The sequence below is a fragment of the Streptomyces montanisoli genome (assembly GCF_017813245.1).
GTDB classification, from domain to species: Bacteria; Actinomycetota; Actinomycetes; order Streptomycetales; family Streptomycetaceae; genus Streptomyces; species Streptomyces montanisoli.
Map to the genome: position 1 here is coordinate 1 of NZ_JAGIQL010000154.1, position 14,292 is coordinate 14,292.

The 14,292-nt window shown below is 72.7% G+C and carries 13 protein-coding genes; 5 read left to right on the forward strand and 8 right to left on the reverse strand.

Going from position 1 to position 14,292, the window contains the following annotated elements; genetic code table 11:
• From JFN87_RS26800 to JFN87_RS26810, 3 genes are all read left to right on the forward strand, one after another.
• Positions 1-968, forward strand: a 968-nt coding sequence (locus JFN87_RS26800) for a PP2C family protein-serine/threonine phosphatase (RefSeq protein WP_209343983.1), incomplete at its 5' end; no start/stop codon positions are given.
• A gap of 24 nt (positions 969-992) precedes the next feature.
• Positions 993-2,357: a VWA domain-containing protein gene (locus JFN87_RS26805; RefSeq protein ID WP_209343985.1), complete on the forward strand. Its 1,365-nt coding sequence runs from the start codon at positions 993-995 to the stop codon at positions 2,355-2,357.
• 90 nt (positions 2,358-2,447) lie between these two features.
• On the forward strand, positions 2,448-3,644 hold the full coding sequence (locus tag JFN87_RS26810; protein ID WP_209343987.1) for an FHA domain-containing protein: 1,197 nt from the start codon (positions 2,448-2,450) through the stop codon (positions 3,642-3,644).
• Between the two features lie 42 nt (positions 3,645-3,686).
• On the opposite strand, the gene JFN87_RS26815 is transcribed toward JFN87_RS26810, so the two are convergent.
• Positions 3,687-4,622 (reverse strand): methyltransferase domain-containing protein, encoded by a 936-nt coding sequence (locus JFN87_RS26815; RefSeq protein WP_209344002.1) that lies wholly within the window; start codon positions 4,620-4,622, stop codon positions 3,687-3,689.
• 107 nt (positions 4,623-4,729) lie between these two features.
• Between JFN87_RS26815 and JFN87_RS26820 the strand changes: the two genes are divergently transcribed.
• Positions 4,730-5,134: a globin gene (locus tag JFN87_RS26820; protein ID WP_209343989.1), complete on the forward strand. Its 405-nt coding sequence runs from the start codon at positions 4,730-4,732 to the stop codon at positions 5,132-5,134.
• Between the two features lie 170 nt (positions 5,135-5,304).
• Here the strand turns inward: JFN87_RS26820 and JFN87_RS26825 are convergent, their stop codons facing one another.
• From JFN87_RS26825 to JFN87_RS26855, 7 genes are all read right to left on the reverse strand, one after another.
• Positions 5,305-6,336 carry an N-acetylglucosamine kinase gene (locus JFN87_RS26825; protein ID WP_209343990.1) on the reverse strand — a complete coding sequence of 344 codons (1,032 nt, stop codon included), beginning with the start codon at positions 6,334-6,336 and terminating at the stop codon, positions 5,305-5,307.
• Positions 6,333-7,598: a 6-phospho-beta-glucosidase gene (locus tag JFN87_RS26830; protein WP_209343992.1), complete on the reverse strand. Its 1,266-nt coding sequence runs from the start codon at positions 7,596-7,598 to the stop codon at positions 6,333-6,335. The genes JFN87_RS26825 and JFN87_RS26830 overlap by 4 nt, the downstream gene beginning before the upstream one ends.
• Before the next feature lie 6 nt (positions 7,599-7,604).
• Positions 7,605-8,507, reverse strand: coding sequence for a carbohydrate ABC transporter permease (locus JFN87_RS26835; protein WP_209343994.1), 903 nt, complete (start codon positions 8,505-8,507; stop codon positions 7,605-7,607).
• Positions 8,508-8,510: 3 nt separating this feature from the next.
• Complete coding sequence (locus tag JFN87_RS26840) at positions 8,511-9,509, reverse strand: carbohydrate ABC transporter permease (RefSeq protein WP_209343996.1); 999 nt, start codon at positions 9,507-9,509, stop codon at positions 8,511-8,513.
• A 10-nt stretch (positions 9,510-9,519) separates the two neighbouring features.
• Positions 9,520-10,863, reverse strand: coding sequence for an ABC transporter substrate-binding protein (locus JFN87_RS26845; RefSeq protein ID WP_209343998.1), 1,344 nt, complete (start codon positions 10,861-10,863; stop codon positions 9,520-9,522).
• A 121-nt stretch (positions 10,864-10,984) separates the two neighbouring features.
• Positions 10,985-12,121: an ROK family transcriptional regulator gene (locus tag JFN87_RS26850; RefSeq protein ID WP_209344004.1), complete on the reverse strand. Its 1,137-nt coding sequence runs from the start codon at positions 12,119-12,121 to the stop codon at positions 10,985-10,987.
• A 191-nt stretch (positions 12,122-12,312) separates the two neighbouring features.
• On the reverse strand, positions 12,313-13,392 hold the full coding sequence (locus JFN87_RS26855) for a mechanosensitive ion channel family protein (protein WP_209344000.1): 1,080 nt from the start codon (positions 13,390-13,392) through the stop codon (positions 12,313-12,315).
• Between the two features lie 240 nt (positions 13,393-13,632).
• On the opposite strand from JFN87_RS26855, the gene JFN87_RS26860 reads away from it, so the two are divergent.
• The gene (locus JFN87_RS26860) at positions 13,633-14,169 is read left to right on the forward strand and encodes an HNH endonuclease (RefSeq protein WP_030911684.1); all 537 of its coding nucleotides are present in this window, start codon (positions 13,633-13,635) and stop codon (positions 14,167-14,169) included.
• Positions 14,170-14,292: the final 123 nt, after the last annotated feature.

A 14,292-nucleotide genomic window follows, 5' to 3' on the forward strand; every position in this document is an offset into this window, starting at 1 on the left:
CCAGAGCCACGCCCGCCGGGGCGCCGCCCGCGCCGGGCGCCGTCTGCGTGGCGTGCCGGGCCGGACGGGTCGACACCGACGGCTACTGCGAGCGCTGCGGCCACGCCCAGCCGCGCGAACGCGACCACGTGGAGCAGGAGTCGGGCGCCGTCGCCGCCGTCAGCGACCGCGGCCTGCGCCACCACCGCAACGAGGACGCCTTCGCCCTGTCGACGGCCACGGTGGCGGACGGCGCGCCCGCCGCGGTCGCCGTGGTGTGCGACGGGGTGTCGTCGGCGGCGCGCCCCGACGAGGCGTCGGCCGCCGCGTCGGCCGCCGCGAACGAGTCGCTGCTCGCGGCGCTGCCGCGCGGCACGCACCCCCAGCAGGCCATGCACGACGCGATCGTCACGGCCGCCCACGCCGTCAACGCGCTGGCGACCGAAGGACACGGCGCGCAGGAGCACGACTCCCAGCGCCGGCGCAACGCGCCCGCCTGCACGTTCGTCGGGGCCGTCGCCACCGGCGGGCTCCTCGTCATCGGCTGGGTCGGCGACAGCCGCGCGTACTGGGTGCCGGACGACCGCGCCACGCCGGGCGCGCGGCTGACCGAGGACGACTCGTGGGCCGCGCAGATGGTCGCCGCCGGCCTGATGAACGAGGCGCAGGCGTACGCGGACGAGCGCGCCCACGCGATCACCGGCTGGCTCGGCGCCGACTCGTACGAACTGGAGCCGCACACCGCCTCGTTCGAGCCCGAGCAGCCCGGTGTCGTCATCGTCTGCACCGACGGCCTGTGGAACTACGCGGAGAGCGTGCGGGAGATGGCACGCGCGGTGCCCGCCGACGCGGCTCAAAGGCCGCTGCACGCGGCGCAGGTCCTGGTGGGGCACGCGCTGGACGGCGGGGGCCACGACAACGTAACAGTGGCCGTCGTCCCGTTCGCCCCGCCGCCCGCGGGGGCAGGATCCGCGTACACCGCGCCCTGACCCTCCGTGTCGAGGAGCCGATCCATGGCGAACTTCTCCAAGTCGACCGTGCCGCGCTTCGGCGTCGACGTGTACCAGAACGAGTACCTGGCCGAGGGCGCCCAAGAGGTCAACGCGATCGTGACGGTGACGTCGACGGGCGGCGGCACGGGCGGCACAGCCGGTTCGGGCGGCGCAGGCGGTTCGGGCGGCACGCGCGGCGCCGGCCCGGGCGCCGCCGTGGTCGTCATGGTGGACTGCTCTGGCTCCATGGGCCGGCCGCCGGCGAAGATGCGCGGCGCGCGTGAGGCCACCGCCGCCGCCGTCGACACCCTGCGCGACGGAGTCTCGTTCGCCGTGGTCGCCGGCACGCACGTGGCCAGGGAGGTGTACCCGGGCGGCGGCAGGCTCGCCGTGGCGGACGAGCGGACACGGTCGGCGGCCAAGCAGGCGCTGCGCGCGCTGAGCGCGGGCGGCGGCACCGCCGTGTCCACCTGGCTGCGGCTGGCCGGCCGGCTGCTCGCCACGGCCACCGTGCCGATCAGGCACGCCGTCCTGCTGACCGACGGCCGCAACGAGCACGAGTCGCCCGGGGACCTGCGCGCCGCGCTCGGCGCGTGCGCGGGCCACTTCACCTGCGACGCGCGCGGTGTGGGCACGGACTGGGAGGTCGGCGAGGTCACCGCCGTCGCCACCGCGCTCCTCGGCACGGCGGACATCGTGGCCGATCCCGGGAACCTCGCGGCGGACTTCACCGCCATGATGGACGCCGCGATGGGCAAGGAGGTCGCCGGTGTGGCGCTGCGGGTGTGGACGCCGACGGGCGCCGCTATCCGCTTCGTCAAGCAGGTGGCACCGGCCGTCGAGGACCTGACCGGCCGGCGTGCGGACGCCGGCCCGCGAGCGGGCGACTACCCGACCGGGTCGTGGGGTGATGAATCTCGCGATTACCACCTCTGTGTAGAGGTGCCCGCGACGGCGGTCGGCCGGGAGATGCTGGCGGCCCGCGTCTCGCTCGTGCTGCCCGCGACGGATGCAGGCACGGCGGAAGTGCTCGCGCAGGGCCTGGTCAGGGCCGTGTGGACGGACGACACGGCGGCGTCGGCCGCGATCGATCCGCAGGTCGCGCACTACACGGGGCAGGCCGAGCTGGCCCGCGCCGTTCAGCAGGGGATGGATGCCCGCAAAGCGGGCGATATGGACGCGGCGACGGCCAAGTTGGGGCGGGCGGTGCAGCTGGCGGAGTCGTCCGGGAACGCGGATACTGCGAAACTCCTTTCGAAGGTGGTGGACGTGGTCGACGCGGTGGCAGGTACTGTGCGACTCAAGGCGAAGGTCACGGAAGCGGACGAGATGACCCTCGAGACCCGCTCCACCAAGACCGTCCGCGTCAAGAAGCAGCACCACTGAGCAGCACCACTGAGCAGCACCGCTCAGCAGCGCCGAACAGCACCGAGCACGACGGCCGCGAGGCCGGACGAGGAGAGGGGGAACGAAGCCATGCCGACCTGCCCCAACGGACACCAGTCGGGCTCCGACGACTGGTGCGAGGTCTGCGGCCACCGCATGGGCGGTCCCGCCGTGCCGCCTCCCTCCGCGCAGCCGGGCCCCGGCTACGGCTACCAGCCGCAGGGCCAGGACCCCGCGCGGCAGCCCGAGCTCTGCCCGCAGTGCCGCACCCCGCGAGAGGCCAACGCGCCCTACTGCGAGGAGTGCCGGTGGAACTTCCTGACGAACACCGCCACCTCCTACACGCCGCTGGCGCCGCCGCAGCGCACCCCGCAGGGCCCCGGCGGCCCGCGCGGCGCGGTGAACCTGCCGCCCGGCTTCCAGAACCAGCCGCCCGCGCCGCCGCATGTGCCGGGCCCCGCCGATCCGTACGAGCCCTCGGGCACGCGCCCGTCGCAGATCAACAGGCCCGCTGAGCCGCTGATGTCCGAGCAGGCGCCCGGGCCGTCGGGCGCGGCCGACGACGGGTGGGGCGCGCCGCCTCCGCCCCCGTTCGAGCGCGTCTCGCCGCCCCCGCCGCCGTTCGAGCGGGTGTCGCCCCCGCCCTTCGAGCGCGTGTCGCCGCCCCCGTCGCCCACCGCCGACGGCTGGGCGCAGGGGACCCCTGCCGCGCCGCCGTTCGAGCGGATGCCCGCGCCCGCCCCGCAGGGCCCCGGCGCACAGGGTCCCGGCCCCGGCCCCGCCGCCGACTGGGGGTCCCCCGGGCCGAAGGTCGGGGAAGACTGGACGCTCCCGCCGCCGTCCGAAGCCGACCACCAGCAGCAGCCGCGATTCCCTGGCACCGCACGGTGGAGCGTCGTGATCGGCCCCGACCCCATCTACTTCCAGGCGATGATGCAGCGCAGCGGTCCTGAGGCCGCCGGGCTCAACCTGCCCGCGTACGCCCCCGAGCAGCAGATGCCGCTCACCGGAAACCAGGTCTCCATCGGCCGCCACAGGCACTCCACGGGCGAGGCGCCCGACATCGACCTGTCGCTGCCGCCCGAGGACCCCGGGGTGTCGCACCAGCACGCGATCCTCGTGCAGCAGCCCGACGGCGGCTGGGCGGTGGTCGACCAGAACTCGACCAACGGCACGACGGTCAACGGCGGCGAGGAGCCGATCCAGCCCTTCGTGCCGGTCCCGCTCGACGACGGCGACCGGGTGCACGTGGGCGCCTGGACGACGCTCAGGGTCGTACGGGACTGAACTGATCCTGAACGGTCCTGAACGCGACTGAGCCCCCTGGCCTCAGGCGCCCCGCAGCGGCCAGGTGTGCGGGCCGCCCGGGTCGTCGAGCCAGGCCCACTGGGCGTCCGGCGTGACCGTCACGCCGTAGCGGTCCCTGTCCGGGCGGCGCTCCCGGCGCCACAGCGCGTACGCCTCCTCGGGTTCGAGCGCGCCCGCGCTCAGCGCCAGCAGGAACTGGAACAGGTCGTTGCGCAGCGCGTGCCTGGGCACCCCGCCGGTCACGTCCTCCGGGTCGCCGCCGGCCGCCACCGCCCCGCGCAGCGCGACGAAGTACGCGGCGGTGTACAGGAAACGCCCCTGTGCGGCGCGGCCGTGCGCCCCGTCCGTCACGCGCAGCGAGAGCAACCCGGTCGCGAGCGGCGTCAGGATGCGGGCGCCCGGCGCGCACTGGTCCACCCAGGCGTGCGGCACCGAAGGCAGCGCGCACGTGGCGATGATCCGGTCGAACGGCGCCCGCTGCGGGCAGCCGCGCGCGCCGTCGCCCGTGACGACGGCGGGCCGGTGACCGGACGCGGCGAGGTGGGCGCGCGCCGACTCGGTGATCTCCGGGTCGAGGTCGACGGTCGTCACCAGGCCGTCGCCGAGGCGGTGGGCGAGCAGCGCCGCGTTGTAGCCGGTGCCCGCGCCGACCTCCAGCACGCGGTCGCCGTCGCGCACGTCCAGCTCGTCGAGCATCCCCGCCATCAGCGAGGGCTGGCTGCTCGACGAGACGAGCCGCCCGTCCCGCATGCGGGTGGCGAGCGCGGTGTCGGCGTACGCGCCCCGCAGCCAGCGCCCGCGCGCCACGGGGTCCGGGTCGCCCGACCACAGCAGCCGCCCGCCGCCGCTGCCGTCGGCGTAGTAGTACGGCACGAAGAGATGGCGCGGCACCTCCTCGAACGCGGCGCGCCAGGCGGGGTCGGCGGGCACGCCGCTCGCGGCCATGCCCCGCACCATCTCGGCCCGCGCCTCGGCGGCACGGGCGTCCTCGTCTCCGGCCACACCTCCACTGTCCTGCGCGGGCGGCCCCGAGGCGAACCGGGTCCGTCTGAGACCATGGACGGGTGACAGAGATCCCGCGCGGCACGCTGAGCGAGCAGACGTTCTACGAGCAGGTCGGGGGCGAGGAGACGTTCCGCCGCCTGGTGCACCGCTTCTACGAGGGCGTCGCCGAGGACCCGCTGCTGCGGCCGATGTACCCGGAGGAGGACCTCGGCCCGGCCGAAGAGCGCTTCCGGCTGTTCCTGATGCAGTACTGGGGCGGTCCGCGCACCTACAGCGAGCAGCGAGGGCACCCGAGGCTGCGGATGCGCCACGCGCCCTTCGCGGTCGACAGCGCGGCGCGTGACGCGTGGCTGGCACGGATGCGGGTGGCCGTGGACGAACTCGGCCTGGCGCCCGAGCACGCGCAGCAGCTCTGGAACTACTTCACGTTCGCCGCCGAGTCGATGATCAACACCCCGGGCTGAGCCGGGCCCCGGCCCGAGAGGTGGCCGGGGCGCCCGCACCGCCGCGCGACGCACCAGCGGGCCGGCCGGCGGTGCCGGAAGGTGGGACACCGGGTCCCTGTACGCGACCTGGCACCGCCTGCGGGCCTGCGGCCGTGCGGGCCTACGGCCCCGCGCGGGCGCAAGTGACCTTACGAGCGTGGCGCGGTCGGCCGTGGACGGCCGGCGGCGTCCGCGTACTGCTCCGCGAGGCGCACGTGCGCCTCGGGCGGCGCGCCCAGGTGGTCGAGGCCGAGCAGCCCGGAACCGAGCACGGGCGGGGCCGTCACGACGTCCACGACGGCCTTCGGGGCCCGCACGGCGAGCCGCTCGGTGATCAGGGCGTCGAGCTGCGGGTGGCGTGCCGCGAGCACGCCGCCGCCCAGCAGCACCGGGGCGGGCTCGTCCAGCAGGCCGAGCTTGCCGAGCGCCACCGCGGCCATCACGACGACCTCGTCGGCGAGCCGCTCGACGACCGAGGTGGCGACCGCGTCACCGGCAGCCGCGACCTCGAAGAGCACCGGCGTCAGCTCGTGGCGGCGCCGCGGCTCGACGCGGCCGAGGTGCAGCGCCTCGATCAGCTCGTACATGGTGGTCAGGCCGAAGTGGGCGGGCAGCGCCCGTACCAGCTCCGTGCCGACGCCCCTGCCGTCCTCGGCGCGTGCCGCGTGCCACAGCGCCTCCGTCGCGAGGTGGCTGCCGCCGCCCCAGTCGCCGGAGATCTGGCCGATGGCGGGGAACCGCGCGGTGCGGCCGTCGGGCAGCATGCCCACGCAGTTGATGCCCGCGCCGCACACCACGGCCACCCCGCGCGGCGCGTCGCCGCTCGGCAGGCCCGCCCGCAGTATCGCGAACGTGTCGTTGCGCACCTCGGTGGTGGTACCCCACCCCCTGTCCTGCACCGCCTGCGCCAACTGCCGCTCCTCGACGGGCAGATCGGCGTTGGCGAGGCACGCCGACACGTGCGAGGCCACGCCGGACGCCGGCAGCCCCGCGTCCGCGGCGGCGGCGGCCACCGCCACCGCGAGGGTGTCGATGGCCGCCTGGACGCCGACGATCGGCGGCTGGAAGCCGCCCCCGCGCGCCGCGCCGAGCACCGTGCCGTCGGCGCCGATCACGGCCACGTCGGTCTTGCTGTTCCCCGCGTCGACCGCGAGCACGGCCGACGGGGGAGTGTCGCTCATGCCCACGCCAGGTGCTCCCGGTTGTGGGCGATCAGCTCGTCGGTCAGCTTCTCCGCGTACTCGAACTGGCCGACCAGCGGGTTCGCGAGCAGCGCGTCGTACACGCGGTCGCGGCCGCCGCGCAGCGCCGCGTCGAGCGCCAGGTCCTCGTAGGCCGTGGCATGCGCGATCAGCCCCGCGTACAGCGGCTCGACCGGCGCGACCGCGAGCGGCTCCGCGCCCGCGGTGGTGACCTTCGCCTGCACCTCGATCACCGCGTCGTCCGGCAGGAACGGCAGTGTGCCCCTGTTGAACGTGTTGACGACCTGCACGTCACTGCCCTGTCCGCGCAGCAGCGAGGCGGCGAGGTCCACGGCGGCCTCCGAGTAGTACGCGCCGCCCCGCTTGGCGAGCAGCGCGGGCTTCTCGTCCAGCTCCGGGTCGCCGTACATCTCCAGCAGCTGCTTCTCCATCGCCGCCACCTCGGAGGCCCGGGACGGCTTCGTCCGCAGCTCCCGCACCACCTCGTCGTGCGCGTAGTAGTACCGCAGGTAGTACGAGGGGACGACGCCGAGCCGCTCGATGACGGCGCGCGGCATGTGCAGGTCCCCGGCGATCGCGGCGCCGTGCTCGGCGAGCAGCTTCGGCAGCACGTCCTCGCCCTCGGGGCCGCCGACGCGCACCCCGCGCTCCCACGTCAGGTGGTTGAGGCCGACGTGGTCCAGGTGGACGTCGGACGGCGAGACGCCCAGGCGCTCGGCGAACTTGCGCTGGAAGCCGATGGCGACGTTGCACAGCCCGACGGCCTTGTGCCCGGCCGTGAGCAGCGCCCGCGTCACGATGCCGACCGGGTTGGTGAAGTCGATGATCCACGCGTCCGGGTTGGCGCGCCGCACCCGCTCGGCGATGTCGAGCACCACGGGCACCGTGCGCAGCGCCTTCGCGAGCCCGCCGGCGCCGGTCGTCTCCTGGCCGACGCAGCCGCACTCCAGCGGCCACGTCTCGTCCTGGTTCCTCGCGGCCTGGCCGCCGACGCGCAGCTGGAGCAGCACCGCGTCGGCGCCGTCCACGCCCGCGTCCAGGTCGGCGGTGGTGACGATGCGTCCGGGGTGCCCCTGCTTGGCGAAGATGCGCCGGGCGAGGCCGCCCACCAGATCCAGGCGTTCGGCCGACGGGTCGACGAGCACCAGCTCCTCGATCGGCAGGGTGTCCCTCAGCCGCGCGAATCCGTCGATGAGTTCAGGTGTGTAGGTGGATCCTCCGCCTACCACTGCGAGCTTCATGGTTCCTTAGCCCTTTACTCCGGTGAGGGTGACGCCTTCCACGAAGGCCTTCTGTGCGAAGAAGAACACCAGGATGACGGGTGCCATGACGAGCAGGGTCGCCGCCATCGTGATGTTCCAGTTGACGCTGTGCGCGCTCTTGAAGGATTCCAGCCCGTAGCTCAGTGTCCAGGCGCCGGGGTTCTGCGAGGCGTAGATCTGCGGCCCGAAGTAGTCGTTCCAGCAGTAGAAGAACTGGAACAGCGCGACGGCCGCGATGCCCGGCTTCGCCATCGGCACGACCACCCGCAGCAGCGTGCGCAGTTCGCCGCAGCCGTCGACCTTCGCCGACTCGATGTACTCGTTCGGGATGGTCAGCAGGAACTGCCGCAGCAGGAAGATCGAGTACGCGTCGCCGAACGCCATGGGGATGATCAGCGGCCACAGCGAACCGGACAGGTGGAACTGCTGCGCCCACACCAGGTACATGGGGATCACGATGACCTGCGGCGGCAGCATCATCGTGGAGATGACGAGGATCATCGCCGTACGGCGGCCCTTGAAGCGGAACTTGGCGAGCGCGTAGGCGACCGGCGTCGACGACACGACCGTGAACACCGTGCCGAGCACCGCGTACATCAGGGAGTTCTTCCACCAGGTGAGGAACCCGGGGGTGTGGAAGACCGTCGAGTAGTTCGACCAGTGCCACGACCTCGGCCACAGGTCGCTGGTGAGGGCCTGCTGGTCGCTCATCACCGAGGTGAGGAAGACGAACACGAAGGGCAGGACGAAGAAGAGCGCGGCGGCGATCGCCAGCGCGTGCACCGCGACCCACTGGAGGAACCTCCTCCTGCGGTGCGCTCCCGCGTCGCGCCCACCGGAGGCCGGCGCCCGGACGGTGCGTGGCGGGTTCAGGGTGGTAGTGGCCATCTGTCAGTCCTCCGCCGGGATCAGGCCCGCGCCCTTGCGCATCAGCAGCAGGGTCACGGCCATCGCGATGACGAACAGCACGAGCGAGAGCACGCACGCCGCACCGGTGTTGAAGTTCTGGAAGCCCAGCTGGTAGACGAGCTGGGGCACGGTCAGGGTCGAGTGGTCGGGGTAGCCGGGCTGCACCACGGAACCCGGGCCGATCGAGACGCCGGAGGCGATCTTCCCCGCCACGAGCGCCTGCGTGTAGTACTGCATCGTCTGCACGACACCGGTCACGACGGCGAACAGCACGATCGGGGTGATCGACGGCCAGGTGACGAAGCGGAACTTGGTCCAGGCGCCCGCGCCGTCCAGGTCGGCCGCCTCGTACTGCTCCTTCGGCACGTCGAGCAGCGACGCCATGAAGATCACCATCAGGTCGCCGATGCCCCACAGGCTCAGCAGCACCAGCGAGGGCTTCGCCCAGTGCGGGTCGTTGAACCAGGTCGGGCCGTGGATGCCGAGCCATCCCAGAACCTGGTCGACGGGGCCCGTCGACGGGTTCAGCAGGAAGACGAAGGCGACGGTCGCGGCCACCGGCGGCGCCAGGTAGGGCAGGTAGAAGGCCGTACGGAAGAAGCCGACACCGGTCTTGATCTTCGTGACGAGCAGGCCGATGCCGAGACCGAACACCACACGCAGCGCCACCATCACGACCACGAGCCAGATCGTGTTCCACAGCGCCGGGCCGAACAGCGGCATCTGCTCCAGCACGTACTTCCAGTTCTTCAGCCCCACGAACGTCGGGGACTTGATCTGGTTGTAGTGCATGAACGAGAAGTAGACGGTCGCGATCAGCGGATACCCGAAGAAGACGGAGAACCCGATCAGCCAGGGCGACAGGAACGCCAGCACCTTCCAGCGGTGCCTTGTGCGCTTGCGCCTGAGCGACATGTCCGGCCGGGCGGCCGGGTCCTTCGGCGCGGAAGTCCCGGCCGAGGACGGAAGTGACAGTGCCATGCCCTGCTCCTCAGCTCTCCGACTGGAGGTTGTCGGCGTCTATCTGCTTGTCGAGCTTCACCAGGCCCGCGTGGAGGTTCTTCTCGCCGCCCTCCTCCTCGGAGTAGGCGAAGTCCTGGAAGGACGTGATGTACATGCCGCCGTTCTCGGACGGCGGGATCGCCGAGCTGTACTTGTTCTGTGCGATCTTGATGAAGGCGCGGAAGTTCGGGTCGGGCGTCAGCTTCGGCGACGCGAGCGCCGCCTTCGTCGACGGCACGTTGTGGATGGCGTTGGCGAAGTCCACGACCTGATCGGTGTTGGTGGTCAGGTACTTGACGAGCTCCCAGGCCGCGTTCTGGTGCTTGCTGCTGTGCGCGATCCCGGTGACCGTGCCGGTCAGGTAGCCGCGCCCGTACGTGTCCGCCTGGCCGTCGGGGACGGGCAGCGGGGCCACGCCCCAGTGGAACTTCGCCCCCGCGTCCTTGAGCATCAGGCCGCGCCACTCGCCGTCCATGTGCATCGCGAGCTTGCCCTGCAGGAACGCGTTGCCGTCCGAGTACTCGTCGCCGAAGCCGGACCGCAGCTTCTCCAGCTTGCCGTGGCCGCCCTCCGCCGCCGAGATGGCGTTCATCTCCTTGAAGAACGCCGTGACCTTCGGGTCGTCGGCCAGCCGCGCCTTGCCGTTCTCGTCGAAGTACTTCGGGCCCCACTGTGCCAGCATGCGGTCGGGGCTGTTCTGGTACAGGCGGAAGTTCGGCATGAAGCCGGCGCGCGTGATCGAGCCGTCCTTGCCGTGCTTCGTCAGCTTGACCGCGTCGGCCTGGAACTCGGACATCGTCCTCGGCGGCGAGGCGATCCCGGCGGCCTTGAAGTCGTCCTTGTTGTAGTAGAGCCCGTACGCGTCGGCGAGCAGCGGCAGCGCGCACTGGTCGCCCTTGTACTGCGTGTAGTCGAGCAGCGTCTTCGGGAAGACGGCGTGCTTGTCGATCCCGTCCTTCTTCATGAAGGTGTCCAGGTCCACCCACATGCCGGACGAGCAGTACTGGCCGACGTTGTTCGTCGTGAACGACGTCACCACGTCGGGGGTGTCGCCGCCGCCCGCGCGCAGCGCCTGGTTGATGGTCGCGTCCGTGACGTTGCCGGTGGAGCGCACCTTGATGTTCGGGTGCAGCTTCTCGAAGCGCGAGATGCCGGCGTCGATCGCCTTGACCTCGTTGGGATCCGACCAGCCGTGCCAGAACTTCAGCGTGACCGGCTTCGTCGGGTCGTCGTTGGCGCTGCCGGTGCTCGGATTCGCGCATCCGGCGAGCAGCAGTGCCGTGGCGGCGCCCAGGGCCACGGGCACGCAGGAGCGTATACGCCGACCTGCCATGGCGGACTTCCTTTGCGAGGAGGAGGACAGGGATGAGAGGCACGTGCGTGCGGCCGTGCCGGCGCGCAGTGCGGTGTGCTGCGGTGTGCTGCGGTGTGTCGTGCTGTGCTGTGTTGTTCGGCTACTTGGCGGTGTCGAAGCGTGAGGTGTCGAAGACCGCGTCCCGCGCCTGCGTGAGCGCCGTGCGCAGCGCCCCCGTCAGGATCGGGTCGCCGTCGATGTCGCTGATGCGCAGCAGGGGCCTCGGCAGCGCGAGGCCGGACAGTTCCGCGTGCACCCGGGCGCGCAGCGCCTCGCCGCCCGCCTGGGCCACCGACCCGGACAGCACGACGAGTTCGGGGTCGACGACCGCGACGACCGCCGCGATCCCGGTCGCGAGCCGCTCGGCGACCGCGGCGAGCACGCCCTCGTCCGCCAGCGCCTCGCCCAGCGGCGCGCCGCCCGCGAGGGCCCGTACGGCCGTCGCGGACACCTGGCTCTGGAAGCCGCCGCCCGCGTCGTCGCCCGCCCATGCGGCGGAGCCGCCGCGGGCCAGCGGCGCGCCGGGCAGCGGCATGTACCCGATCTCGCCGGCGCCGCCCGTGGCGCCGCGCAGCAGGGTGCCGCCCAGCACGATCGCGGCGCCCACGCCCCGGTCGAGCCAGGTCAGCACGTAGTCGTCGTAGTCCTGCGCCGCGCCCTCGTACTGCTCGGCGATCGCCGCGAGGTTCACGTCGTTCTCGATGACGACCGGCGCGCCGAGCACCTCGACGAGGTCCGCGAGCAGGGTGCGCGAGTGCCAGCCGGGCAGGTGCGGCGCGTAGCGCAGTTCGCCGGTGGCCCGGTCGATGGCGCCCGGCGTGCCGATGACCGCGCAGTGCAGGTCGTCGTGGCCGAGCCCGGCCTCGGCGAGCGCGCCGTCCACGGCCTCCGCGACGAGTTGCGCGGTCCTGCCGCGCACGTCCTCGGCCACCGCGTCGGCCTCGACCCGGCAGGAGCCGACGACGGCGCCGGTGATGTCGGCCACCTGGGCGCTGATGCCGGTGTGCCCGACGGCCAGGGCGGCGACGTGCGCGGCCTGCGGGTGGATCTCGTAGAGCGCGGCGTTCGGCCCCGGCCGGCCACTGACCCTGCCGGTCGTCCGCACCAGTCCCGCGGCTTCGAGGCGGGCCAGCAGCTGGGACGCGGTGGGCTTGGAAAGACCGGTCAGCTCACCGATCCGCGTCCTGGTCAGCGGGCCGTGGGCGACGAGCAGGTCGAGCGCGGCCCGGTCGTTCATCGCCCGCAGCACCCTGGGTGTGCCAGGTGAAGGTGGTGTCGTGCTCACGCCCGGTCCCGTTTCCTCGACATCATTGTTAGGAAGGTTTCCTAACCGGCTGCGAGGAACGTATGGCCCGGACAAGCGAGCCGTCAATACCCGAAAGCGTCCTTTTCCCGCCGGGCGGCCGAACCGTTACGCGCCGGCCGCCTCTACTTGTGCCGGTCCTGCTGCGACGGCGGGAGCGGGGAAGCCTGGACGGACTGCGGGGACGTGGGGCTGGCCAGCGCCGACGGGGCGGCGATCCCGGCCGAGGGGTCGGGCGCGATGTCTTCGGCCACAAGCGGCAGCGTGCCGCCCACGATCCGGACGCCCGCCTCGTCCAGCGCGCGCTTGACCCGCCAGCGCAGTTCGCGCTCCACGCCGGCCGACTGCCCCGGCATGGTCTTCGCGGACAGCCGCAGCGTCATCGAGTCGAGCTGCACCGAGTCGAGGCCCAGCACCTCGACGGGTCCCCACAGCCGTTCGTTCCACGGGTCGTCCTTGGCCATGCCCTCCGCCGCGCGTGCGATGGCGGCCTTCACCTCGTCCAGGTCCTCCGAGGGCCGCACCGTTACGTCGAGTGCCGCCGTGGCCCAGCCCTGGCTGAGGTTGCCTATCCGCTTGATCTCGCCGTTGCGCACGTACCAGATCGCGCCGTTGTCGCCGCGCAGCTTCGTGACGCGCAGGCCGACCTCGATCACCTCGCCGGACGCGACGCCCGCGTCGATCGAGTCGCCCACGCCGTACTGGTCCTCCAGGATCATGAAGACGCCGGAGAGGAAGTCCGTCACGAGGTTGCGCGCCCCGAAGCCGAGCGCGACGCCGGCGACGCCCGCCGACGCGAGCAGCGGCGCCAGATTGATCTTCAGGGCCCCGAGCACCATGAGCGCGGCCGTGCCGAGCACCAGGAACGACGTCACCGACCGCAGCACGGAGCCGATCGCCTCCGACCGCTGCCTGCGCCGTTCCGCGTTGACCAGCAGCCCGCCGAGCGCCGTGCCCTCCACCGCCTGCACGCTGCGGTTCATGTGCGCGATCAGCCGGGTCAGCGCCTTGCGGATCAGGTGCCGGAGCACCAGCGCGATCACGATGATCACGACGATGCGCAGCCCGATCGACAGCCATGTGGACCAGTTCTGACCCACCCAGCTGGCCGCGTCGCTCGCGCGGTCCGTCGCATCGCCGACGGTGAGGGATGCCGGGTGCGGCGCGGGTGAGGGGGAGCCGGCCTGCAGGGCGGACCAGGACACGACGGTGAACCTCCAGGATGCGCCGGGCGGGTCCACCACACTACGGCCGGCGGAAGGGGCCGAGGCGCCGTTCCGGGGTGCGAGAGACGGGACTCACGCGGCGCCCGGGCCGGGCCTGTGGCCGAAAACACCCGGAGCCCGTTACCCGGCCGTGGTGGCGTTTCGACCAGGCATGAGGAGAGACTGAGAGCAGATCGTCCCGGCGCGAGCCACGCGTCGCCGGCGTAATAGGAGGCATCCGTGCCGCATGTCCTGGTCCTGAACGCGTCGTACGAGCCACTCGGCGTCGTACCGCTCCGCCGCGCGCTCGTCCTCGTCCTGGAGAACAAGGCCATCTCCCTCGAGGACTCCGGCGCCTTCCTGCACAGCGCCACACGGGTCGTGTCCGCGCCCAGCGTGATCCGGCTCAAGCGCTTCGTGCGGGTTCCCTACCGGGGGCCCGTACCGCTGACCCGCCGCGCCTTGTTCGCCAGGGACGGCGGACGCTGCATGTACTGCGGTGGCGTCGCGACCAGCGTCGACCACGTCGTTCCGCGCAGCCGGGGCGGGCAACACGCGTGGGAGAACGTGGTGGCCGCCTGCCGCCGCTGCAACCACGTCAAGGCCGACCGCCACCTGCGCGAGCTGGGCTGGCGCCTGCACCAGCAACCCGCCCCGCCGTCCGGGCTCGCGTGGCGGATCATCGGGACAGGACACAGGGATCCGCGCTGGCTGCCGTACTTGCAGCCGTACGGCGCGGAGGACGCGATGGCCCGGATCGACGGCGTCTCAGCCTGAGACCGGGCCATCGCCGCAGCCCGCCGCCCGCCGGCCGTCCCGGCCCGGGACACGGCGGGGCGGTGCGCAGCCGTCCGCCGCCACCGGACGCCCGCGCGCAACCGGACGGACCACGGCGCCCCC

Excerpts from the sequence above, each read along its gene's own strand:
- JFN87_RS26835 (WP_209343994.1), bottom strand. The coding sequence starts at position 8,507 with ATGGCCACTACCACCCTGAACCCGCCACGCACCGTCCGGGCGCCGGCC.
- JFN87_RS26845 (WP_209343998.1), bottom strand. The coding sequence starts at position 10,863 with ATGGCAGGTCGGCGTATACGCTCCTGCGTGCCCGTGGCCCTGGGCGCC.
- JFN87_RS26815 (WP_209344002.1), bottom strand. The coding sequence starts at position 4,622 with ATGGTGCGGGGCATGGCCGCGAGCGGCGTGCCCGCCGACCCCGCCTGG.
- JFN87_RS26810 (WP_209343987.1), top strand. The coding sequence starts at position 2,448 with ATGCCGACCTGCCCCAACGGACACCAGTCGGGCTCCGACGACTGGTGC.
- JFN87_RS26840 (WP_209343996.1), bottom strand. The coding sequence starts at position 9,509 with ATGGCACTGTCACTTCCGTCCTCGGCCGGGACTTCCGCGCCGAAGGAC.
- JFN87_RS26830 (WP_209343992.1), bottom strand. The coding sequence starts at position 7,598 with ATGAAGCTCGCAGTGGTAGGCGGAGGATCCACCTACACACCTGAACTC.
- JFN87_RS26805 (WP_209343985.1), top strand. The coding sequence starts at position 993 with ATGGCGAACTTCTCCAAGTCGACCGTGCCGCGCTTCGGCGTCGACGTG.
- JFN87_RS26850 (WP_209344004.1), bottom strand. The coding sequence starts at position 12,121 with ATGAACGACCGGGCCGCGCTCGACCTGCTCGTCGCCCACGGCCCGCTG.
- JFN87_RS26825 (WP_209343990.1), bottom strand. The coding sequence starts at position 6,336 with ATGAGCGACACTCCCCCGTCGGCCGTGCTCGCGGTCGACGCGGGGAAC.